The 20,564-nt window shown below is 61.5% G+C and carries 21 protein-coding genes and 1 tRNA gene; 12 read left to right on the top strand and 10 right to left on the bottom strand.

Annotated features, from left to right (window positions below; translation table 11 throughout):
* Positions 1–342 precede the first annotated feature (342 nt).
* The 5 genes from OJJ21_RS01360 to OJJ21_RS01380 all read left to right on the top strand — a co-directional run bounded on the left by OJJ21_RS01360 (position 343) and on the right by OJJ21_RS01380 (position 5,900).
* Positions 343–1,206, top strand: a complete 864-nt coding sequence (locus OJJ21_RS01360) for a branched-chain amino acid ABC transporter permease (protein WP_250915660.1) — start codon at positions 343–345, stop codon at positions 1,204–1,206.
* Positions 1,207–1,220: 14 nt separating this feature from the next.
* Positions 1,221–2,216 carry a branched-chain amino acid ABC transporter permease gene (locus tag OJJ21_RS01365; RefSeq protein WP_297682579.1) on the top strand — a complete coding sequence of 332 codons (996 nt, stop codon included), beginning with the start codon at positions 1,221–1,223 and terminating at the stop codon, positions 2,214–2,216.
* Positions 2,213–2,977, top strand: a complete 765-nt coding sequence (locus OJJ21_RS01370) for an ABC transporter ATP-binding protein (RefSeq protein ID WP_297682581.1) — start codon at positions 2,213–2,215, stop codon at positions 2,975–2,977. Before OJJ21_RS01365 ends, OJJ21_RS01370 begins: the two co-directional genes overlap by 4 nt.
* Entirely contained in the window at positions 2,958–3,674 is a 717-nt protein-coding gene (locus OJJ21_RS01375) for an ABC transporter ATP-binding protein (RefSeq protein ID WP_099058609.1), read from the top strand. The genes OJJ21_RS01370 and OJJ21_RS01375 overlap by 20 nt, the downstream gene beginning before the upstream one ends.
* Positions 3,675–4,097: 423 nt before the next feature.
* The gene (locus OJJ21_RS01380; protein WP_297682586.1) at positions 4,098–5,900 is read left to right on the top strand and encodes a sensor domain-containing diguanylate cyclase; all 1,803 of its coding nucleotides are present in this window, start codon (positions 4,098–4,100) and stop codon (positions 5,898–5,900) included.
* A 219-nt stretch (positions 5,901–6,119) separates the two neighbouring features.
* Here OJJ21_RS01380 and OJJ21_RS01385 read toward each other — a convergent pair whose 3' ends face one another.
* Positions 6,120–7,022: a LysR substrate-binding domain-containing protein gene (locus OJJ21_RS01385; RefSeq protein ID WP_250915663.1), complete on the bottom strand. Its 903-nt coding sequence runs from the start codon at positions 7,020–7,022 to the stop codon at positions 6,120–6,122.
* Positions 7,023–7,189: 167 nt separating this feature from the next.
* Here OJJ21_RS01385 and OJJ21_RS01390 point away from each other — a divergent pair, with 167 nt between their 5' ends.
* From OJJ21_RS01390 to OJJ21_RS01400, 3 genes are read left to right on the top strand one after another with little or no spacing between them, the layout of a single operon-like run.
* A complete protein-coding gene (locus tag OJJ21_RS01390; RefSeq protein ID WP_297682588.1) occupies positions 7,190–7,735 on the top strand; it encodes a sugar ABC transporter in 546 nt (181 codons plus the stop codon).
* A 5-nt stretch (positions 7,736–7,740) separates the two neighbouring features.
* Entirely contained in the window at positions 7,741–8,067 is a 327-nt protein-coding gene (locus tag OJJ21_RS01395) for a hypothetical protein (protein WP_250915665.1), read from the top strand.
* A gap of 21 nt (positions 8,068–8,088) precedes the next feature.
* Positions 8,089–8,931, top strand: coding sequence for an MBL fold metallo-hydrolase (locus OJJ21_RS01400; protein WP_250915666.1), 843 nt, complete (start codon positions 8,089–8,091; stop codon positions 8,929–8,931).
* Between the two features lie 391 nt (positions 8,932–9,322).
* Here the strand turns inward: OJJ21_RS01400 and OJJ21_RS01405 are convergent, their stop codons facing one another.
* A complete protein-coding gene (locus OJJ21_RS01405) occupies positions 9,323–10,210 on the bottom strand; it encodes a LysR family transcriptional regulator (protein ID WP_250945877.1) in 888 nt (295 codons plus the stop codon).
* Between the two features lie 109 nt (positions 10,211–10,319).
* Here OJJ21_RS01405 and OJJ21_RS01410 point away from each other — a divergent pair, with 109 nt between their 5' ends.
* Both OJJ21_RS01410 and OJJ21_RS01415 read left to right on the top strand, forming a co-directional pair.
* Entirely contained in the window at positions 10,320–10,658 is a 339-nt protein-coding gene (locus OJJ21_RS01410; RefSeq protein ID WP_250945876.1) for an antibiotic biosynthesis monooxygenase, read from the top strand.
* Complete coding sequence (locus OJJ21_RS01415) at positions 10,655–11,824, top strand: MFS transporter (RefSeq protein WP_297682593.1); 1,170 nt, start codon at positions 10,655–10,657, stop codon at positions 11,822–11,824. The genes OJJ21_RS01410 and OJJ21_RS01415 overlap by 4 nt, the downstream gene beginning before the upstream one ends.
* A gap of 78 nt (positions 11,825–11,902) precedes the next feature.
* Here the strand turns inward: OJJ21_RS01415 and OJJ21_RS01420 are convergent, their stop codons facing one another.
* The 3 genes from OJJ21_RS01420 to OJJ21_RS01430 are packed head-to-tail and all read right to left on the bottom strand — an operon-like array spanning position 11,903 to position 15,103.
* Complete coding sequence (locus tag OJJ21_RS01420) at positions 11,903–12,790, bottom strand: efflux RND transporter periplasmic adaptor subunit (RefSeq protein ID WP_297682594.1); 888 nt, start codon at positions 12,788–12,790, stop codon at positions 11,903–11,905.
* Positions 12,787–12,999 (bottom strand): DUF1656 domain-containing protein, encoded by a 213-nt coding sequence (locus tag OJJ21_RS01425; protein WP_297682595.1) that lies wholly within the window; start codon positions 12,997–12,999, stop codon positions 12,787–12,789. Before OJJ21_RS01425 ends, OJJ21_RS01420 begins: the two co-directional genes overlap by 4 nt.
* On the bottom strand, positions 12,989–15,103 hold the full coding sequence (locus OJJ21_RS01430) for an FUSC family protein (RefSeq protein ID WP_366092173.1): 2,115 nt from the start codon (positions 15,101–15,103) through the stop codon (positions 12,989–12,991). The genes OJJ21_RS01425 and OJJ21_RS01430 overlap by 11 nt, the downstream gene beginning before the upstream one ends.
* Positions 15,104–15,180: 77 nt before the next feature.
* On the opposite strand from OJJ21_RS01430, the gene OJJ21_RS01435 reads away from it, so the two are divergent.
* The gene (locus OJJ21_RS01435; RefSeq protein ID WP_297682596.1) at positions 15,181–15,993 is read left to right on the top strand and encodes a helix-turn-helix transcriptional regulator; all 813 of its coding nucleotides are present in this window, start codon (positions 15,181–15,183) and stop codon (positions 15,991–15,993) included.
* Positions 15,994–16,232: 239 nt separating this feature from the next.
* Here the strand turns inward: OJJ21_RS01435 and OJJ21_RS01440 are convergent.
* Positions 16,233–16,309: transfer RNA gene (locus OJJ21_RS01440), tRNA-Arg, on the bottom strand.
* Positions 16,310–16,700: 391 nt separating this feature from the next.
* Here OJJ21_RS01440 and OJJ21_RS01445 point away from each other — a divergent pair.
* A complete protein-coding gene (locus tag OJJ21_RS01445; protein ID WP_250915698.1) occupies positions 16,701–17,168 on the top strand; it encodes a MarR family winged helix-turn-helix transcriptional regulator in 468 nt (155 codons plus the stop codon).
* Between the two features lie 49 nt (positions 17,169–17,217).
* Here OJJ21_RS01445 and OJJ21_RS01450 read toward each other — a convergent pair whose 3' ends face one another.
* The 4 genes from OJJ21_RS01450 to OJJ21_RS01465 all read right to left on the bottom strand — a co-directional run.
* The gene (locus tag OJJ21_RS01450; RefSeq protein ID WP_250946489.1) at positions 17,218–17,685 is read right to left on the bottom strand and encodes a hypothetical protein; all 468 of its coding nucleotides are present in this window, start codon (positions 17,683–17,685) and stop codon (positions 17,218–17,220) included.
* A 154-nt stretch (positions 17,686–17,839) separates the two neighbouring features.
* Entirely contained in the window at positions 17,840–18,664 is an 825-nt protein-coding gene (locus OJJ21_RS01455) for a transglutaminase family protein (RefSeq protein ID WP_297682597.1), read from the bottom strand.
* A gap of 19 nt (positions 18,665–18,683) precedes the next feature.
* Positions 18,684–19,625 carry an alpha-E domain-containing protein gene (locus OJJ21_RS01460; protein ID WP_250915701.1) on the bottom strand — a complete coding sequence of 314 codons (942 nt, stop codon included), beginning with the start codon at positions 19,623–19,625 and terminating at the stop codon, positions 18,684–18,686.
* Positions 19,626–19,628: 3 nt separating this feature from the next.
* A partial coding sequence (locus tag OJJ21_RS01465; protein ID WP_297682598.1) for a circularly permuted type 2 ATP-grasp protein occupies positions 19,629–20,564 on the bottom strand: 936 nt, incomplete at its 5' end.

Raw genomic sequence — 20,564 nt, forward strand, 5'->3', positions numbered from 1 at the left:
CGGTGAGCATCGACGCTGAAAGCCGCCACATCACGCAGAACATCTATCTGCGCGTAGTCGCCAAGGCCGATGACGGTACCTACTACAACAAGGAAATCCAGACCTTCGAAAACCAGAAGGATCCGGGTCTCGCCGCCGCGAAGTAACGCAGCGAACCATGATGCGAGGACAGTCCGCCGAAGAGAGCTTCAGTGGACTGTCCTAGTGGCCCATCCCGTTTGGGCCGCAATATCCCGCCAGAGCGCCGGCGCATGACCGGCCCGGCCCGAGAGCGGGACTTACAAGGTGACGGCCGCCGGCGCATCGAGCGGATGCGCAAGGCCAAAAGACAGGAACCAAACAATGCAAACCATGTTCAGCATAGCCGTCGATGCGCTCGCCTATGGCATGGTGCTGTTCGTCATTTCGATCGGTCTTTCGGTGACCATGGGCCTGATGCGTGTCGTCAATCTGGCTCACGGCGCTTTCGCCATGATCGGTGGCTATTTCGCCTCTTATGCGGCACAGCACTTCGGCATCGGCTATGTCGGCGCGATCTTCGTCGCGGTCATCGGAACGGTGGTGATCGCCATTCCGCTGGAACGGCTTCTCTATCGCCGTATCTACGGTTCTCCGCAGCTGACCCAGGTGCTGATGACCATCGGCATCACCTTCTGCGTGATCGGTATCGCCAACTTCGCCTTTGGGCCGACACTGAAGACCATTCCGCTGCCGGAACAGCTGCAGGGTTCCGTCGATATCGGTTTCCGTTCGATCGGCGCGCATCGCATCTTCGCGATCGTCTGCGGTCTCGCTGTTGCCGGAGCGCTCTGGTTCCTGATCGAGCGCACCGCGTTCGGCGTGAAGCTGCGCGCTTCGGTCGATAATGCCGCCATGGCGGCAGCACTCGGCGTGCGGACCGAGGTAGTCTATGCGATCTCGTTTGCGGTTGCGATCGGCCTTGCCGCGTTCGGGGGTGTCGTCGGAGCGGAACTGATGCCGGTCGAGCCTTACTATGCGCTGCGCTACATGGTGACCTTCCTGGTCGTCGTTTCGGTCGGTGGTGCAGGCTCCATTCCCGGCGCGCTTGCCGCCTGTCTGCTGCTTGGCGGCATCGATACAACCGGACGTTATCTCGCGCCGGAATATGGCGAGTTCTTCTTCTATCTGGCCGTCATCGTGGTGGTCACCCTGTTCCCCCGCGGCCTGGCCGGAAGGCTCAAGTGAAAATGGCGGTCCTCATGAACGAAACCAATCTTGCCGGTGCGGTGCCCCGCAGAAAGATGGAAATCGGCGGTCTCGTCGGCGTGGCGGCGATCATCGTCGTCGCCATCATCGGCTACTTCCTCTTCCCCAGCAATCTGGCGCTCCTGACGCGCATCATCGGCACAGCACTTCTGGTGCTGTCGATCGATCTCGTTACCGGTTACTGCGGTGTCGCGACTCTCGGCCATGCGGCCCTATTCGGGGCGGGCGCCTATGGCGCCGGCATCGCGGCGGCTCATTTCGGCATCACCGAACCGCTGACCATGACACTGATCGGTGCTGCCGCCGGCGCGGTCGCCGGCCTTGTTTCCGGCGCCATCGTGCTTCGCGCCCACGGGCTGTCGCAGCTGGTGCTGTCGATTGCCGTGATCCATCTCTTCCATGAGGCGGCCAACAAGGCATCCGGCTGGACGGGCGGTAGCGACGGTCTTGCCGACATCATGCCGGATGCGCTTCTCGGCATGTTCGAATTCGACCTCTGGGGCCAGACGGCCTATATCTACGGCGTCGTGCTGCTGCTGGTGGTCTTTGTGCTGCTGCGCATGCTGGTGCGCTCGCCTTTCGGCATGCTCTGTCGGGGTATCAAGGAGGATCCGATCCGTGTTCACGCGATGGGTGCTTCGGTCAACTCGACGCTGCTCAAGATGTACGTGATCTCCGGCATGGTGGCCGGCGTGGGCGGCGCGCTGAACGCAATCTCCACCCAGGTCGTTGGCCTCGACAGCCTCAGCTTCACGCTCTCCGCCGAAGCCCTCGTCATGCTGGTTCTCGGCGGAACGGGTTCGCTGTTTGGCGCGCTGATCGGCACCGTTACCTTCATGTGGTTCGAGGACCTCGTTTCCGCGGCCAATCCGTTCCACTGGTTGACCATGGTCGGTGCGCTGCTGATCGCGGTCGTGCTGTTTGCTCCCCGCGGCCTTTACGGTACCGCGCAGCATCTGTTCAGCCGCCGCACGGAGCGCAGCGCATGAGTGCGATATTCGAAGTCCAGCAGTTGCGTCGCAACTTCGGCGGTCTGGTCGTCACCAATGATGTGTCGATCTCCATGGCCAAGGGCGACCGCATCGCCCTGATCGGCCCCAATGGTGCCGGCAAGACCACTTTCGTCAATCTGGTGACGGGTAACCTGAAGCCGTCTTCGGGCAGCGTGAAGCTGGCCGGAGAGGACGTGACCGCGCTCAACTCCATGCAGCGCGTGCGTCGTGGTCTCGTGCGTTCCTTCCAGGTGACGCGGCTGTTCTACGACATGACGCCGGAAGAGCATGTGTCGCTCGCCGTCCTGCAGCGCGAAGGCAAGTCCGGCCGCATGTTCGGCAGTCATGCCGGCATGCGCGAGGTGATGGAGGAAACGTATGACATCCTCGGAACCCTTGGCCTAACGGCGCTTGCCCAAAGCCGGGTGAGCGAGATTGCCTATGGCCAGCAGCGCCTCCTCGAAATCGCGCTCGCCCTTGCTCTCAAGCCCAAGGTGCTGTTGCTCGACGAGCCTGCAGCGGGCGTGCCACAGAGCGATACCGGCCGTATCGAACAGGCGCTGGAAAAACTGCCGGCAGATCTCGCCGTGCTGATGATCGAACATGACATGGACCTCGTCTTCCGTTTCGCCAAGCGCGTCGTCGTGCTGGCGGCGGGTACGGTGATCTTTGACGGTTCGCCGTCCGACGTGACCAACGACGCCCGTGTCCGTGAAGCCTATCTAGGGAGCTATGCCAATGCCGGCAGCGCCGCTTGAAATCCGCAACCTGAGCTCGGGCTATGGCCCGACACGGGTGATCGAGGATGTATCTTTCTCCGTTGCCGCCGGCTCTCGCCTCGCGGTTCTCGGCCGCAACGGCATGGGCAAGACGAGCCTGTTTGCCACGCTCGCCGGCCAGACGAAGCGTTATGGCGGTGAGATTCGCCTTGGCGAGCGCGACATTGCCGCACTGCCGAGTGCTGCACGCGCGATTGCGGGCCTTGGTTACGTACCTCAAACGCGCGACATCTTCCCGACGCTGACGGTTGAAGAGAACCTCTTCGTCGGCCTCAAGGGACGCTCGAAGGACGCGCTCGAGGAAGCCTATGCGATGTTCCCGCGCCTCAAGGAGCGCCGCCGGAACCTTGGTTCGCAGCTTTCGGGCGGCGAGCAGCAGATGCTTTCGACTGCGCGGACCATTCTCGGCCAGCCGACCGTGCTGTTACTCGACGAACCGCTGGAAGGGTTGGCGCCGGTCATCTGCGAGGAACTGATGGCCGCCTTCTCGCGGCTTGCCCAGACGGGCGACATGACGATCCTGCTGGTCGAGCAGCGCATCCAGAGCGCACTCGATTTTGCCGATCACGTCATCATCATGGAGCGCGGCCGCATCGCCTGGCGCGGCACACCCGTCGAACTTTCTGCCGACAAGCAGGCGGTCGAGGAACTGCTCGGCGTCGGCGGTCTTCACTGACCGCCTGACGGCTCCCTCCGGCACGCCTCACGTTTACCGCAACGCTGCGCTTCTCCTGTGATGCGCGGCGTTGCGTGCTTCGTCGGTCTGTCTCCGCGCAGTGGAAAAGTCCCGGCTGACACCAGCCCTGCCGAACCCGTTCCGGTTTGCATTCTCTTTACAAAGTTCATGGATCCTTCGCGGTACGGGAAGGGCCTTTCCTTCATACTTGCCCTGCGATAGATGATGACTTGCGGTCGCATCGGCGTGCAGCCGAATCCTGATGTAGGTCAGGGAGTTGCAGCGGGATTTTCGCCGGGGACAGATGGCGTCTATGGCTTTTCTCTCTGGCGGTCGTGGTGGCCGTTCCGAAGAATGGCTCCGCCGATCAGGGGCAACGCGGCAATCGCGGGGCCGCTCAAGTTTGCGAAGCGAAAGGCTTTCATGCGTATTCATGAAATCACCAACTGGGCCTATGGCCTGACGCTTGTCTTCACCGGCCTGTCCGCAGCCGCTTTCATCGTTTCGTCCCACAGCGCGGATCGCGAGAGGGTGGCGGTGGAGCACCATCTTTCGCTCGACAGCCTCGCTGAGGAACTGGCGCTCGGGGCTGACGAGCGTACCAATGAAGCCCGGCTCTACGTGATGAGCGGCGAGGAACGCCGCCTCGTGTCCTTCGCCACCGATGAAGCGGAGGAAAAGCGGCTGGAGGGGACGATCACCGCCATTCGCTCGCTCGACCCATCGCCGCAGGAAGTCGATCTCCTGAATTCCATACGGCGGGATGCGGACGTTCTGGACACGATGGAGCGGCAAGCGATCCAGACCTACCAGCAGGGCGACGTGGCAAAGGCGCGCGATACCCTGTTCGGCACCGAGCATGTGCAGCTCCATGCGCGCTTCATGGCGAATGTCGAGACCTTTCGCAAAGATACGGCAAACCGCACCCTTTCCGCCGTGCACGATGCGCAGTTCCGCGCCGATTTCTTCGGCCTGATCGCGCGCATACTGCTGGGTGCGACGGCGGCGCTTTTCCTCGGCGTGCTCTATTTCGTGCTGCGTCGGCGAGTGGCGATGCCGCTCGTCAAGATGGCCGCCGTTGTCCGGCGGCTGGCCCGGCAGGATTACGAGGTCGAGGTTCTGCCGGATGGCCGGCACGACGAAATCAGCGAGATGAACAATGCGCTCGTGGTTTTCCGCGAAAACGGACTTGAGCGCGAACGCCTCGATGCGGCGCGGCGCGCCGAGCAGGAGACGAAGGACCTGATCCTGCAGATGATGCACCGGCTTCAGGCCTGTCAGACCCGCGGGGAAGTGGCGGAGATGCTGACCCGCTTCATGCCGCAGATCTTTCCGAGACTTGCCGGCCATCTGTTGCTGCTTAACGATCGGCGCACCACGCTGCGGGTGGATGCCAGCTGGCTGGAGCCGAAGCGCTGCGAGGACCAGTTCGAACTCTCCGACTGCTGGGCATTGCGCCGAGGCCATCCTCACGTGAGCGATGTGCGCGGCGGTGATGCCCAGTGCAAGCATCTGCGCGAAGGGGAGCAGGAGGCGCTCTGCGTGCCGCTATCGGCGCTCGGCGATACGATCGGTCTCCTCTATTTCGAAGAGGTGGACGGCGCGTGTTCCTCCGGAGACATATCGCGTCTCTATCTGGAGATGATTGCGGAAAACGTTGCGCTGGCCATCGCCAATCTGGAACTGCGCGAACGCCTGACGGACATGGCGATCCGGGATCCGCTGACCGGCCTTCTCAACCGGCGTTCGCTCGATGAAATGCTGAACCGGTTCGCGGACGGGCAGGGCACGGCGCTCGCCTGCATGATGCTCGACATCGACCACTTCAAGCGCTTCAACGACGAGTTCGGCCATGACGCCGGCGATATGGTCATGCAGCACGTGGCGCAGATCGTCCGCGAAAGCGTGGCCGATCGAGGGAAGGTTTTCCGTTTCGGCGGAGAAGAGTTCACCGTGCTTTGCCCCGGCATGGAGATCGAGCAGGCGCTCGATCTGGCTGAAGTCATTCGCGCCGCGGTGGCCGATGCCCCGCTCAGCCATCGCGCCCGCCCGCTCGGCCGCGTCACCATGTCGATCGGTGTGGCGCAGTCACCGGGCGAGGGACCCTGGGCTACGCTGGTCAGTCGCGCCGATGCCTCGCTGCTCAAGGCCAAGGAAGACGGTCGTAACCGCGTGCGACCGGGCCGGGAACAGACCGTGGATCTGGCTCCTTTGGCTCATCGGTGACCTGAGGATGCAGAGAGCCCTGCCGCTTGGATGCGCTTGTTCACCGCACCGCTTGAAGTTTCCTGGTTGCTTCTTTTGGGCAGTTTTCAACAGCCCTGATAAACGGTCAGGTATTTGGGAATAATGGCGCACTGCGCCGGGTGAAGACGAGAACTATGTCTACGCTATAGCCCTCACTTAAGCATGGTTCGAATCTTAGAAGTATTCGGCTGCCCCGTGTCAATCGAAGCTGGGACTGTGACGGCGTGCTTCCTTGATCAGCCAGTTCGCGAACATCTGGATAGGTCCTTCGCTCAATCGTATCGGCTCCGGCAAGATGAGGCAGAAGGTTTTGGCGATCGATATGCCATCGGGCCAGGGCGCGACCAAGCGACCTTCCGCCAATTCGGTTTCGACATAGAGGCGCGGTACGAGTGCAACGCCGAGGCCGGCTAACGCGGCTTCGATTTGCATGGAGTGAAGATCATAACGGGCTCCAACCGCAGGATTGGTCAGCGCGATCCCGGTTTCCTGCGCATAGCGTTGCCAGGCGTCCGGGTTCTGACGTCGGTGAAGGCGAGGCAGTTCATCCAAGGATACCGCTCCTTCACCTCCATCGAGAAGCGCCGGATGGCAAACAGGTACCAACGTCTCATGCAACAGGCGGTGCGTTCTCATTCCCGTCCAGGCAGGATGCTCGAAATGGATCGCAGCATCGAAGCCGCTACCGGCAAGCACAAAGGGCTCCATCCGCTCAGTAAGATGCACGGTGGTGTTTGGGTGCATTTCACGAAACCGCGCCAACCGGGGAATAAGCCAGCGCGTGGCAAAGGTCGGGATGGTGGCGATGTCGAGGCTCGCGCCATCGCTGGGCTGCCCCATCAGATATTGGCTGTCACGCTCCAGCCGGTCGAGTGACTCGCGAACCTGAACGGCATAACGCTCTCCATTCGGCAAAAGCCGGACACGATTGCCAACCCGTTCGAACAACGTGATGCCAAGGAACGCTTCCAGTCGACCGATCTGGCGGCTGATCGCCCCTTCGGTCAGGGCCAGTTCGTCGGCCGCGCGCGCGAAGCTGCCATGACGAGCGGACGCCTCGAATGCCATGAGTGCGGAATTGCTGGGAATCTTGCGGCGCATGATGGTTCCTGACAGCACGGGTCGGCGTTCGATCCACCGCCACCTTGATATTAGATCACTGAAGCATGATCCGTTGTCGATATATAGACCAAGATTGTCAGTCTATCATGAGCAAATATCAACGATAGATGGCCTGAAGCTCCGTGCTTTCGGTCGAAGGTGGTGCAATGATCTATACGGTGGAATGCAGCTTTGCCGATCCCGGCAGCGAAGCGGAATGGAACGACTTTTACAGCCTGGACAAGCTGCCAGCCCTTATTTCCGTGAGCGGTTTTCATACTTCGCAACGTTTCAAGGCTTTGACCCGTGGTTGCCCTGTTTATCTAGCCCTTCATTCGATTGATGGCCTCGATATTCTGGCGGGTGAGGAATACCGCCAGAAGGGCGGCGGCAATTTTGCACGCTGGCAACAGTACATCACCGACTGGCACCGGAACCTCTACGATGGCATCGAGCGAGCGCCGGCCATTGGTGAGGGCGAATATCTTGCGTTGAGCGCAACAGGTCCCGAACCTCTGGTCCGGCTTGGTCTCACCCCGTATGCGATGCAGGCGGTTGCTATGGAGAAGTTCCCGGAGCAGCGCTGGTTCGCCAAGGTGGAGCGCGGCAAGGTACTTGACATCAAGCATCTGCCGGACGGCGCCCATGTCTATGCGCCGATGACGGCGCAGTTGACGAGCGACGGTGACGCTGCTGCCGGGAAGGCACGGTAGCACCGATGCCGAACGTCACGATCTACATTCCCGTAGACAGGATGCCACCGGACGAAGCGCTCGCAGATCTCACGGAGCAATGCGCAGAACTTTGCACGGGCATTCTCCGGGCGGCATTGCCGAACGTGCACATCATCTATGTCGCTGTTTGGCACGGTCGAGGGCACCCGGCTTTCGCTGAAATCCAATATCGCCTTGAGCCATTTCGGACGCTGCCGGTCATGGAACGGTTCATGGAGGGGCTGGACGACGCCATAAGGCGCAAGATCGGCCTCACGGCGCGCATTCGCTGCTTTGGCTATGACGCGTCGAGCATCCACGCACGAAATTGAGTTGACGCCTGGAGAAGAACCATGTCTCATCTTGCATTACCCAGCCAGCCGGTCGGTGACTTCACGATCACCGCCGTCAGTGATGGCTATCTCCACGCCAGTTTCGATTTCCTCGCGAATATCGATCCGGCCGAAGCTTCTCGCATGCAGGAAAATGCAGGGATAACGGATCATACCTCGATCCATATCAACTGCTATCTGGTGCGCGGAGGCGGTCGCACGATCCTGATCGACGCAGGTGCGGGCGGTTTCAAGCAATGGGGCGGTCGATTAACTGCCAATCTGCTACTCGCTGGCATTCATCCTTCGGAAATCGACGCAATCCTATTGACGCATGCCCATCCCGATCATGTCGGGGGGGTGATGAACGCATCAGGGGAAGCCGTCTTTCCGAATGCCGAGCTTGTCGCCCACCATCGGGAAGTCGCGTTCTGGCAGGATGACGGCAATCTGAGCCGCGCGCCTGAGCGTGCCCGTGGCAACTTCCTCGTGGCGCGTCAGGCCTTTGACGGCTATCGCGACCGTCTGCGCACCTTCGACGCCGGTGAGGTGCTGCCTGGCATGACGGCGGTTCCGCTTCCGGGTCACACCGCCGGGCACACCGGCTACCGTCTCGAATCCGGCGGCCAGAATCTGCTGGTTTGGGGAGATATTGTCCATTTCCCTGAGATTCAGATTCCGCGCCCTGACGTGTCGATTGCGTTCGATCAGGATGCACATCTCGCCGCCGAAACACGAACGAGGCTGCTGGACATTGCCAGTTCGGAAAACCTGCTGATCGCGGGAATGCATCTGGGCGAATCCGCTTTCGGACATATCGCGCGAGCAGCAAACGGGACGTATGCGGTCTCCTATGAAAAATGAAAGTGGTTCAGTGGCCTTACCTCCGCGTCTTGGCATCTTGGCACGTGGGAAGGCGGTCACAGGGATCTTCAGCGGGGAAATTATCCCGGTATAATTTGCAGATGGGAATATCGGGTTATCGACGGGAACCCGTTCGCCAAAAGGGCCTTTGAGGGGAAAGTTGGCGCGCCGCGCCAGGTGATGATGAGAACTATGTCTACGCTATAGCCCTCCCTTAAGCCGGTTCGAATCCTGCGCGCTCCGCCAGCCCCGCCGATTGCCCTCCATGGCGCGATACCCTGCGCGATAGCTACGCAAACGCCACCGATTTCCGCACCTCGCGTCAAGCCGCCGCCGCTCCGCCCGCCACCATGACAGCGAAAACGGGACGAACCGGCGCGATATGCGATGCCTATTGCGGCTGCAGATGCTCGGCCATGAAGTCGACGAACGCCCTCAGTTTGGGCGTGATCTGGCGGCTGGCCGGCCAGAGCACGTTGAACTGATCAGCCTCTTCCACCCACTCGTCCAAAATCGACACGAGACGGCCGTCAGCGATCTCGTCACGGATCGCAAAGGGCGGTAGACAGGCAATGCCCAGCCCCTCGATCGCCAACTCGATCAGAGGATCGACCGCCGTCGCGCTCATCCGTTCGGGCAGGACAATCTTCGCCTGCCGTTCCCCGCGAGCAAACGGCCAGGGTCGGATCTTGCCGGTGCTGGGCGACCGTTGGTGAAGACACTGATGCTGCGCCAGATCGTCGGGGGTTTCCGGCACTCCGCATTGCGCCAGATAGCGGGGTGAGGCGACGATCTTGAGTTTGAACCGGCCGACATTCCGGCTCATCAACCGGCTGTCCGATGGTTGCCCGGTGCGAATGACGGCATCGAACCCTTCCTCCACGACGTCCACCAGCCGATCGCTGAAATCGAGGTCGAGTTGCACCTCTGGCCAGGCGCGCATGAACTTTGCCATCACCGGGGTCAGCAGCATGCCGACCAGCGGCAGACTGACCCGCAGCCGCCCTCTCGGCGTACGATTGGATCGGGCAAGCTCGGCTTCCGCTGCCTCGACCTCATCGAAGATGCGGCGGCAGCGTTCGAGGAACAGCCGCCCCTCTTCGGTCAGGGTCATGTTGCGCGTGTTGCGATGGAACAGGCGCACATCCAGCCGTTGTTCCAGTCGGACCACCGCCTTGCCAACCGCAGAGGCGGAAAGGCCGAGCTTGCGGCCAGCCGCTACGAAGCTGCCGGTTTCAGCCGATTGCACGAAGGAGTCGAACGCCGTGAGTTTGTCCATGCCTTGATCATTACAGGAATCTTATTCCGTAGTCATCGGAACAATGGCCTATTTTTCCGGGACAAGCCGACCGCTATCCCTTGGCCTTCCAAAAACCAAGGAGACGAGCATGATCCCCGCCTTTGCGATCCAGCCCACCCCGACGGCCTTCATCGTCAACGTGATCCACGTTAATCCTGGCAAGCAGGAGGAAGCCTTTCGCCTCATCCAGGATGTTGTCCACTATGTCGCCGAGCGGAAGCCGGGCTTTCTGTGGAGTAACCTCGCCAAGAGTACGGATGGGCTGACGGTCGTGAATATCGAGGCGATCTCAGACCCCGGCGACGTCGAGATTTTCTTTTCCGATCCGGTATTCCTCGAAAAATTCCGCAAGCTCGACACCGTCTCGTCCAGCGAGTTTCACACCTACACCGTTGGCGACCTGGTGCTGCCGAAGGCCTCAGCGTGACGACGCAGGTCGAACGGATGCCGCTAGCGGGGCTATGCGCACTGGCGGTTGCCGGTTTCGTCACCATCCTGACGGAGGCCCTCCCGGCCGGTCTGCTTCCGCAGATCGGGGGGGCGCTGGGGGTGAGCGAGGCCATGGCGGGACAATGGATCAGTATCTATGCGCTGGGATCGCTGCTCGCAGCGATCCCGCTGACGGCAGCAACGCGAAGCTGGCGCAGGCGACCGCTCCTGCTCGGCGCCATCATCGGTTTCGCTATCGCCAATCTGATTACGGCCCTGACGGCGAGTTTTATCGTCGCGATGACGGCACGTTTCGTCGGCGGTGTATCGGCCGGCCTGCTGTGGGCGTTGCTGGCCGGCTATGCTGTTCGCATGGCACCGCCCGGCCTCGCTGGCCGGGCCATGGCCATTGCGATGGCGGGGACGCCGTTGGCGCTCTCCATCGGCATCCCGGCCGGCACATTTATCGGCAACCTCGCCGGTTGGCGACTGACCTTCGGATTGCTCAGCGTGATCGCGTTGCTGCTGGCTGGCTGGACCATCGCGAAGGTGCCGGATTTCTCTGGCGAGCCTGAAGCGCAACGCCCCTCCTTGGCCCAGGTCTTTGTGGTTCCGGGCGTACGCCCGGTGCTGGCGGTGACGCTCTGCTTCGTCCTGGCCCATAACCTCCTCTACACCTACATCGCGCCACTTCTGGTCGGCTATCGCATGACGGGCCAGATCGACAGTGTCCTTCTTGTTTTCGGGGGTTCCGCACTTGTCAGTATCGGTCTGACGGGCGCGTTGATCGACAAATGGCTGCGACCATTGACCTTCACCGGCATAGGCCTGTTTCTTGTGGCCGTCTTGATACTTGCGGTGACGACCGGAGCACCGTTGGCGATCTACGGGGCCGCACTTATCTGGGGACTGGCTTTTGGCGGGTCGGCGACGCTTTTTCAGACCGCATCAGCGCGTGCTGCCGGTCCTGCGGCCGACGTGGCCCAGGCGATAATCGTCACGGCATGGAACATCGCCATTTTTAGCGGAGCCGTCATGGGCGGTGTCATTCTCGAAACCGCAGGAGCAGGCGGGTTGTCGTGGGCGGGTATCGCCCTGCTTGTCGGGGCTGCCGGATCATCGCTGTGCATGGGGCGCCCCGCTGGCGCAGGACGCATGATGTGACAAAGCGCGATGCAAGGTTTGGTCCGGATTGTCGCCTTGTGCGCCGTTAGGGCGCCCATGTGAGCGTAGACATAGTGATCATCTTCGTCCGGGCTTGGCGGTCGCGGGGATGATCTCGACGGTCGCGGTCATGCCCGCCGCGAGTTCGACGCCAGACGGCACCCGATCGATATGGATGCGCACCGGAATGCGCTGGGCAAGACGCACCCAGGAAAATGTCGCCGCCACATTGGGCAGGCCGAGATGACCGGGCACGTCGTTGCTGTTCTCGATCCCGCGACCGAGGCTTTCGACATGGCCAGAGACTGGCTGATCAAAGCCCATCAGCATGATCCGCACTGGATCGCCAACGCGGATCTGCCGGATCTTCGTCTCCTCGAAATAGCCGGTGATCCAGAAACTGGCGGCGTCAAGGACGGCGACCTTCGTCACGCCGGCTGTCGCGTAGTCGCCTGGCCGAAGCCTTAGATTGGTGACATAGCCATCGACCGGTGAGCGGACCGTCGAGCGGGCAAGGTTGAGCTTGGCCAGATCGAGCGCCGCCACCGCTGACTGATAGGCGGCGCTGGCGACAGCGGCCGCTCCGCCCGATTGCTGGACGGCTTCCTGGGAGACGACATCCTTGAGCTGGCTGTGCCGCTGCGCCGTCGCCTGACGAACGATCATATCCTGGCGTTTGGCTTCGACCTCAGCCTCAGCCAATGCCACTGCGAGCCGCAGCCGCTCGGGGTCGATCTCGTAAAGAATGTCGCCCCGGCGCACATATTGATTGTCAACCACGGGAACAGCGCTGACCGTGCCGGAAACCTCAGGCACGATCTGCACGACATCGACACCAACCCGTCCGTCGCGGGTCCAGGGCGTCCGCTCGTAATGGCTCCACGCCTTCAACGCGATAAAAGCGGATACGGCGACGAGGCAAAGGGTCAGGGCATAGCGGCCAAGCAGGGATAGAAAAGGCTTCAAGGCAAGAGTCCGATCGATGGCAGGTACTGCACGAGCAGACCGTAGATGATGACGAAGGTGGCGAGCTCGACGAGCGGCCGATAAGCGAACCAGCGATGGAGGCCGGCGGCAAACAGGCGGAGCGTCGCCATTGTGGCGACCAGCGCGATGAACGCGAGCACCACCAGACTGGGGATGAGAACACCCCCGACATTGAGATCAACGATCATGAGTTGTGGCCCTCCCGTCTGCTGGGGAGCTGAGCGCGAACCGCAGGTCAATGAGCAGGTCGACAATCCGCAGGCGGTTTCTGAGCGTGCTGCTCGCCATCGTCACGATCAAGGTCTGGATGCGTCGATCGAGGTCGAGGAGGTCGGCAGGTGTTGACGACTTCCTGCCACTGAAGCGCCCGGCGATCACGGATAGAAGTTCGCTCAGTTCGACGCCGGCCTCGCCCTTGATCTGCGGGATCGTCTTGCGAATCTGTCCGGCAACATGACCGATGCGAAGGTGGTGCAGCGTATTGTCGAGTACATTCGAATAGGCTTTTCCGGACACCCGCAGCCTTGGCAGCAGCAGGGCTGTCCGATCGATCATCAGGCTCGCCCAGCGCGCTTCGTTGGGCGCAGCGCCGAGCGCGCGCCGGCCAACGTCCCGGCGGCTCAACCGAAGCAAGCGGTTGATCGCCGCATCGACCGGCACGGTCTGGAACAGGGACATGCTCACCGCCCCGAATCCCACCGCCGCAAAGAGCGCGATCACACTGTTGAGGGAGGCAGCGAAGTCGCCGGTGTAATGGGTGCCCAGACCCGAGAGGATCGGAATGGTCAGCGTGATACCGAGCGCCATGAAAGTCGTTGGCAGGCGCGCCTGGAGAGAGCCAGCGAACAGGAACGCCGGGGCGAGCACGGCGACAAGAACCCAAAAGTCCGTGACCTGAGGCAGGATGACGAAGCTGTAGATGAGGCTGATCGCCACCCCGTAGATCGAACCGACGATATATTTGACGACAAATGGTACGGGCGCATCAAAATTGCCGAATAGGGTGCAGCACACGCCGAGAATGGAGACGGCCATTCCGCCCTCCGGCCAGACCGACCAGATCCAGAAGGCGCAGCCGATGAGGATGCCGACGACAGCGCCGACCGTGGTGCGAGCCGCCATCCACGGATCGCGGTGATAGACGTAGCCCCTCGCCCACTTCGGCCCATGAAGCGACGCGGCATCTCGCAATCGCCCGGTCGCCGCGATGTTCCGCCCCAGTCTGTCGCAGTCCTGAAGCAGACCAATCATCTCGGCCAGGTGACCGGCGAGATTGGCGGCAAGCCTGTCGCCGGGCGTCGCGGCGTCTGAGCCAAAGCGCTTCTGGACTGATTGCGCGCGCGCGATCAGTTGGGCTGCGCCAACCTCCCGTTTCTCCGTCACGACATTTGCGATCCAGGCCCCGACGTCGCCGACCAATGCGATCAGTTCGTCGGGCGCATCGTCGTCGCCTGTGCCAAAGGCCTCAATCCGGTCTTCGATCTCGGCCGCGAGCGGGAGCAAGCGTGCGAGCCGGTCATGAATGAGTTGCAGCGTCTGGCGTCGTGGCGTGGGGGCTGGATCATAGGGCAGATGCGTCGCAAGCCCCTGGATGGCAAGCAGGTCCGCTGCGAGCTGGTGGCGGTCGCGACGGTTTTGTCCTGATGTTCCATTGAGCGCGTCGCCCGCCAGCCGACGGGCGTCCCGCAGCGTGGCCCACAGCTTGCCGGTGAATTGGCCGGTCATGCGTTTCGGCAGGACGTAACGATGGATCAGGACCGCGCACAGAATTCCAATCGAGATTTCCTGGACGCGCACTGACGCAGTCTCGAAAACCGCGCCCGGATCGAGCACGCTCGGGAACCCGATCAGGCTCGCGGTATAGCCGGCGAGAACGAAGGCATAGGCGCGCGGCGTGCGATCGAGCAGCGAGAAAAACAGGCACAGGCCGATCCAGCCCGCAAGCACGACGCTGCACACCATCGGATCGTTCACGAAGTTCGGGACGATCGCGACCGTCGCGGTCGCGCCGAGAAGCGTCCCTGCAAAACGATACACGCCACGACTTAATGACGCTCCGGCGGAGGTCTGCGAGACGATGTAGACGGTGACGATGGCCCAGAACGGCTTGGGAAGCCCGATCCGCAGCGAAATGTAGTAGGCCAGCATCGCCGCGGCGAAACTCTTCGCCGAAAACAGGATCGCATCCGCATCCGCCTTCAGGGCCGGCGTGCGAAGGAAGCTCGTTCCAGCTTTAAACATGGCTGCAACGGTCTTGCTTGAGGGGGTGTTTATGGGCTGCGCGGTGTTCATGCCGCGTGTTGTGATCGATTTGCAAAAGCAAATAAATTCAGTATTTTGACATAAAATACCTAAAATCGGCCATTCTCATGTCTCTATTGCGATCTGCTGTTTCCGTTTTCGATCCCGACCTCACCCTTCTGCCTGCGGTCGCCCACAAGCTTGATTTCGCGGAACACGAGGCGGAAGTGCCTCTGCACGTACATCGCAAGGGGCAGTTGATCCTCGCTCTACACGGAGCCGTCACCTGCACTGCGGGCAACGAAATCTGGATCGTGCCCCCCAATTGCGGTGTGTGGATTCCAGGCGGTATGCCCCATAGCGCGCGCGCAACTGCCAATGCACGGCTCAACTATCTGTTCGTCGAGCCGGGGTCTGCGAAGCTGCCACAGAACAGCTGCACCCTCTCGGTCTCCCCGATGATCCGCGAGATGGTCGACCGGCTTGCCCGCGAGCGCGCGGACTATCTGGCCGACAGCCATGCCGCCCGGATCGCGCGGGTGATCCTCGACGAACTTGCGCAGATGCCGCATGAGCGGTTCAACCTGCCGATCTCCACCCATCCGAAGATCCGGGCGATGGCTGATGCTCTGACGATCGAGCCTTCGGACCGCAGTACACTGAGCGATTGGGCGAAGCGGGTCGCAATGAGCGAGCGGTCGCTGGCGCGACTGTTGATCCGCGAGACGGGACTGACGTTCGGGCGCTGGCGGCAGCAACTCCACCTTGTCGTCGCGCTTCGTGAACTGGCCAGCGGCGAGACGGTGCAAAGTGTTGCCGCCGAACTGGGATACGAGTCGGTCAATGCGTTCATCACGATGTTCAAGAAGGCGTTGGGTCGCACGCCGGCACAGTATTTCACGCAACGCAGGGCTGCTCACAGCTCCGAAACCGGCGCTTAAAGAGTAACTGATTTTTGTATTGTCGGTCGATGCTCCCCGATGGCCGATGATGGGCGCATTCCCGCTATACCAGGCCGCAACGTGTTCATTTGGCAATCACTCGACCGAAAGCGATTCGAACTTTTCCGCCGCCGAACGCCGCCATTTCTACGCTCTTTTGCGCGCGGGCCGACCTCTACCGGATACAAGGGTGTACGTTCGGCGGCTATAGCGTACTGCGGAGGGCAATCGGCGGTATATGGCGCACCCGACAGGATTCGAACCTGTGACCTTTGGAATCGGAATCCAACACTCTATCCAGCTGAGCTACGGGTGCATCCGGGGCGAGGTTTGGCCTCGCCGTCAGGCTGTTTGGCGGTCATACCCTAGAGTTTGCTTCGCATCAATGTGGAAAATGCGCAAACGCGTCGCTCTCAACAATCTCGACATAGTGAGCAGGATTCAAATCCTTGACCGTAGGAAGCCTGATCCAGCACTCTATACGCTACGAACCGAAAAACAGACGGATTCCCGGGGCGGAGCATATCCTTCCGTGTCTCAATGTAACCGAGGATTGCTTCGGGCCAAATCTGTCTGTTTTCACGGGTATCTGAGCCTAAACCCTTGTGCCATGAAGGTAATCCTATAAGATTATTGTTATGATCATGACGCTTCCCGTTGGTTTGCGTTATGGTTTGGCGGGGAAAATGCATGAGAATGGCGTCTAGATGACGGAAAATAAGGCTGAAGAAACAGCTCTGGGGTCCACCAAGATAGATTTTTCGATGATGGAGGATGCCGTCGGGTATCGCCTTCGGCGCGCTCAACTTGCGGTCTTCCAGCATTTCAACGAGACGTTTGCCGCAAAGGGGTTGCGGCCGACGGACTTCGCCGTCTTGCTGCTTCTGACCCGCAACCAGGGATCGAAGCAGAGCGAGGTGGCGGAGGCGCTCGGTATCCAGAGAGCCAATTTTGTCGCCATCGTCGACGGTCTTGAGCACAAGGGCTTCGTCGAGCGCCGTAAGTCCGATCTCGATCGCCGCGTCCAGTCGCTCTACATTACCGACGCAGGCCTTGCCTATCTGAACGAACTCATGCCGATCTGGCAGGAGCATGAAGGGCGGCTACTGGCGCAGCTTGGCGGTCCTGAAGCGCGCGACCAGTTGATCGGGCTGCTGAAGAAACTTTACGATTGAAATCTGAAGGTTTCCGGCGCCGCTGCCCGTTCTGATCGGATTGACTTGATCAGGGCAGGCGGCGGATTGCTTCGTCGATCAGCAGGTTGGCGATCTTCATACGTTTCGTCGCGCGCTCCCTGAAATCGGCATGAATCCTGTCGGGGTGGTTGAGTTTGGCGAACTGCCGCCGCCGCTCGGCCAGTCTTTCCCGATCATCGGTCGGCGCGATGCCGAGATCCTCCGCAATTTCCTCCAGTGACAGGCGCACAAGGTGGGCGGGTATGACGGGCGCTTGGGCCTGTGGCGGAGCAGGGGCCGCAGGCTCTTCGAGCGGCCCGTCTTCCATCAGGAAGAGATAGGCCTGCTGCAGGCGGGTTGCTTCCTGAGGCTCGGTCGTGAGACTGTCCGCGAGATAGTTGCCCGGCATGCCGTGGATGCGATGGGATACGGCTGGGCTTTCCTCGGCCGTCGGGTCGATATCTTCATCCGAAAGACGCTCGACGACCGACTGGAACAACGACTGGCGAAACAGCATGCGTGATTCTCCCTTGGGCAGATGAGGAGAGCACGCGGACTTGGCGTCGGGCTTACGGCGTGCATGTCACCGGTGGGCCGTGGCGTGATGTGCAGATGCGGGAACTCGGGGTGTTCCTTATGTGTCCGGGCGGGGGCAGGGTGATGCTGCGGTGTCAGCTCTGGCTCTGGCTTTGCCCCTGAAGCCTGGGCTCCACCACCACCTTGACGGCAAGATCCTCGCCGGCGCGGCCGATGCGCATGCCCGAGACCGGCGCCACATCGGCATAGCAGAGGCCGGAGGCGATGCGCACGTAGCGGGCATCCGGGCAATGGTCGTTGGCGGCGTCGAAGCCGACCCATCCGAGACCGGGAAGAAACACTTCTGCCCAGGCGTGGGTCGCGGCCTGCTCGGCCACGCCTTCCATCATCAGATAGCCGGAGACATAGCGAGCAGGGATATCCAGAAGCCGCGCGGCGGCGATGAAGATATGCGCGTGATCCTGGCAGACACCGTGGCCCGCTTCAAGCGCCTGTTCGGCCGTCGTTTCCGTGCCGGTTTCGCCGGGGCGATAGGCGACGGATGTGTGGACCGTGCCCATCAGGTCATGCATGCGGTCGAGGTCGGTCACACCGGAAAGACCCTTGGCAAGCTCCTTCGTCAGCTTGCCGGCCTTGGTGCGCGGAGTGTCGCGAAGGAAGAGCCATAGTGGGCAGTAGCCGATATGGGGGCCGAAGACGCCGGCGCGATCCTCTGTCTCCACCTCGCCGCTGGCGACGATATGGACCTTGGAACTGTCGCCCTCGGTCGAGACGAGGTGGACGTGATTGCCGAACTGGTCGTGAAAACCTGCCTCGACGACGGCGCCATCGACGGCTATGTGCCAGGAGAGCACGTCCTGTCCGGGGCTTGCCACGGGCGACAGCCGCAGCCGCTGCAGCGAATAGGCCACCGGCTCGGCGTACTGGTATTCGGTGGTATGGGTGATCTTGAGCCGCATGATGGTGTCCTGCCTGCCGTCAGCTGTAGAAGCGGTAGCCCTCGGTAATCTCGCTGCCCAGCTGGTTGTTCCGGGAGATGAAATTATCGAGAAATTCGTGCAGTCCCTGGTCCATGATCGCGTTCACATTGCAGGAACTCAGAGTGGTGCGCACGGAATCGGCGGTGTCGTGGGCCGGCAGCCGCTGGCCGTATTCCTTGGCAAGATAGCCGAGGTTGCTGACGATCTTCTCGTAGGAATAGGCGAGCGAGCGCGGCATCTGGCCGTTGAGGATCAGGAAATCGGCGATGTTGGCCGCACGATATTCGCCGTCATAGACCCAACGATAGGAGCGGTGCGCCGAGACGGAGCGCAGGATCGATTCCCACTGCATGTTGTCCAGCGAGGAGCCGACCTGGGTCACGGCCGGCAGCAGCACGTAATACTTCACATCGAGGATGCGGCTGGTATTGTCTGCCCGCTCGATGAAGGTGCCGATGCGCGCGAAATTGTAGATCTCGTTGCGCAGCATGGATCCGTGGAAAGCGCCGCGGATAAGGCCGGCGCGGCGCTTCACCGTGTCGATCACTTCGGGCAGGTCTGCCGATTTGAGCCTGCGGCCCAGCAGCTGCTTCAACTCGATCCAGCATTCGTTTGTGGCTTCCCAGGTCTCGCGGGTCAGCGCGGTGCGCACCATGCGGGCGTTGTTGCGGCCGGAATCGATGCATGACATCACGCTGGACGGATTGGCGAGGTCGCGCAGCAGGTAGTCGATCGCATCGGCGCTCGTCAGCTTCGGGTGGGCTGCGTCATATCCCTCGCGCACATCGGCGCTGAGAAGCACGGCGCCCCAGTCTTCCTCCGAGGCTCCGGTGCGGGTCAGCGACATCCTGAGGCCGGCGTCCACGAGGCGGGCGATGTTTTCGGCCCGCTCGATGTAGCGGAACATCCAGTAAAGTCCGTTTGCGGTTCTGCCCAGCATGGCTCAGTCCTCCAATACCCAGGTGTCCTTGGTGCCGCCTCCCTGGGAGGAGTTGACGACGAGCGAGCCCTGTTTCAGGGCCACGCGGGTCAATCCGCCCGGAATGATCTGCACTTTGTCGGATACAAGGACATAGGGACGAAGATCGACGTGGCGAGGGGCAATACCCTTGTTGACCAGGATCGGGACCGTCGAAAGCGAAAGCGTCGGCTGAGCGATGTAGTTGTTGGGCCGGCTCTTGAGCTTCTCGGCGAAGACCGCACGCTCCTTCTTAGAAGCGGTCGGGCCGACCAGCATGCCGTAACCACCGGAGCCATGGACTTCCTTGACGACCAGTTCCTCCAGATGCTCCAGCACGTATTTCAGGCTGTCGGGTTCGGAGCAGCGCCAGGTCGGCACGTTCTCGAGAAGCGCCTTGCGTCCGGTATAGAACTCGACGATCTCCGGCATGTAGGAATAGATCGCCTTGTCGTCGGAAATGCCGGTGCCGGGAGCGTTGGCGATGGTGATGTTACCGGCGCGGTAGACGTCCATGATGCCGGGTACGCCGAGACAGCTATCCGGACGGAAGGTCAGCGGATCGAGGAAGTCATCGTCGACGCGGCGGTAGAGCACGTCGATCGCCTCATAGCCACGGGTGGTCCGCATCTTCACCTTGCCGTCGATGACGCGGAGATCCGAACCCTCGACGAGTTCCACGCCCATCATGTCGGCGAGGAAGGAATGCTCGTAATAGGCGGAATTGTAGATGCCGGGGGTCAGCACCGCGACGCGCGGCTTGCCCTTGCAGCCGGGAGGCGCCAGCGAAGCGAGCGACTGGCGCAGGAGATAGGGATAGTCTTCGACGCGCTGCACCTTGTTGAGCTGGAACAGCTCCGGAAACATCTGCATCATGGTTTCGCGGTTTTCCAGCATGTAGCTGACGCCCGACGGCGTGCG

This window comes from Ferrovibrio sp. (genome assembly GCF_025869515.1).
Lineage (GTDB): Bacteria > Pseudomonadota > Alphaproteobacteria > Ferrovibrionales > Ferrovibrionaceae > Ferrovibrio.

Bases quoted from the DNA above. Each gene is read 5' to 3' on its own strand.
- OJJ21_RS01360 (WP_250915660.1), top strand. From the start codon at position 343: ATGCAAACCATGTTCAGCATAGCCGTCGATGCGCTCGCCTATGGCATG.
- OJJ21_RS01365 (WP_297682579.1), top strand. From the start codon at position 1,221: ATGAACGAAACCAATCTTGCCGGTGCGGTGCCCCGCAGAAAGATGGAA.
- OJJ21_RS01370 (WP_297682581.1), top strand. From the start codon at position 2,213: ATGAGTGCGATATTCGAAGTCCAGCAGTTGCGTCGCAACTTCGGCGGT.
- OJJ21_RS01375 (WP_099058609.1), top strand. From the start codon at position 2,958: ATGCCGGCAGCGCCGCTTGAAATCCGCAACCTGAGCTCGGGCTATGGC.
- OJJ21_RS01380 (WP_297682586.1), top strand. From the start codon at position 4,098: ATGCGTATTCATGAAATCACCAACTGGGCCTATGGCCTGACGCTTGTC.
- OJJ21_RS01385 (WP_250915663.1), bottom strand. From the start codon at position 7,022: ATGCGCCGCAAGATTCCCAGCAATTCCGCACTCATGGCATTCGAGGCG.
- OJJ21_RS01390 (WP_297682588.1), top strand. From the start codon at position 7,190: ATGATCTATACGGTGGAATGCAGCTTTGCCGATCCCGGCAGCGAAGCG.
- OJJ21_RS01395 (WP_250915665.1), top strand. From the start codon at position 7,741: ATGCCGAACGTCACGATCTACATTCCCGTAGACAGGATGCCACCGGAC.
- OJJ21_RS01400 (WP_250915666.1), top strand. From the start codon at position 8,089: ATGTCTCATCTTGCATTACCCAGCCAGCCGGTCGGTGACTTCACGATC.
- OJJ21_RS01405 (WP_250945877.1), bottom strand. From the start codon at position 10,210: ATGGACAAACTCACGGCGTTCGACTCCTTCGTGCAATCGGCTGAAACC.
- OJJ21_RS01410 (WP_250945876.1), top strand. From the start codon at position 10,320: ATGATCCCCGCCTTTGCGATCCAGCCCACCCCGACGGCCTTCATCGTC.
- OJJ21_RS01425 (WP_297682595.1), bottom strand. From the start codon at position 12,999: ATGATCGTTGATCTCAATGTCGGGGGTGTTCTCATCCCCAGTCTGGTG.
- OJJ21_RS01430 (WP_366092173.1), bottom strand. From the start codon at position 15,103: ATGAACACCGCGCAGCCCATAAACACCCCCTCAAGCAAGACCGTTGCA.
- OJJ21_RS01435 (WP_297682596.1), top strand. From the start codon at position 15,181: ATGTCTCTATTGCGATCTGCTGTTTCCGTTTTCGATCCCGACCTCACC.
- OJJ21_RS01445 (WP_250915698.1), top strand. From the start codon at position 16,701: ATGACGGAAAATAAGGCTGAAGAAACAGCTCTGGGGTCCACCAAGATA.
- OJJ21_RS01450 (WP_250946489.1), bottom strand. From the start codon at position 17,685: ATGCTGTTTCGCCAGTCGTTGTTCCAGTCGGTCGTCGAGCGTCTTTCG.
- OJJ21_RS01455 (WP_297682597.1), bottom strand. From the start codon at position 18,664: ATGCGGCTCAAGATCACCCATACCACCGAATACCAGTACGCCGAGCCG.
- OJJ21_RS01460 (WP_250915701.1), bottom strand. From the start codon at position 19,625: ATGCTGGGCAGAACCGCAAACGGACTTTACTGGATGTTCCGCTACATC.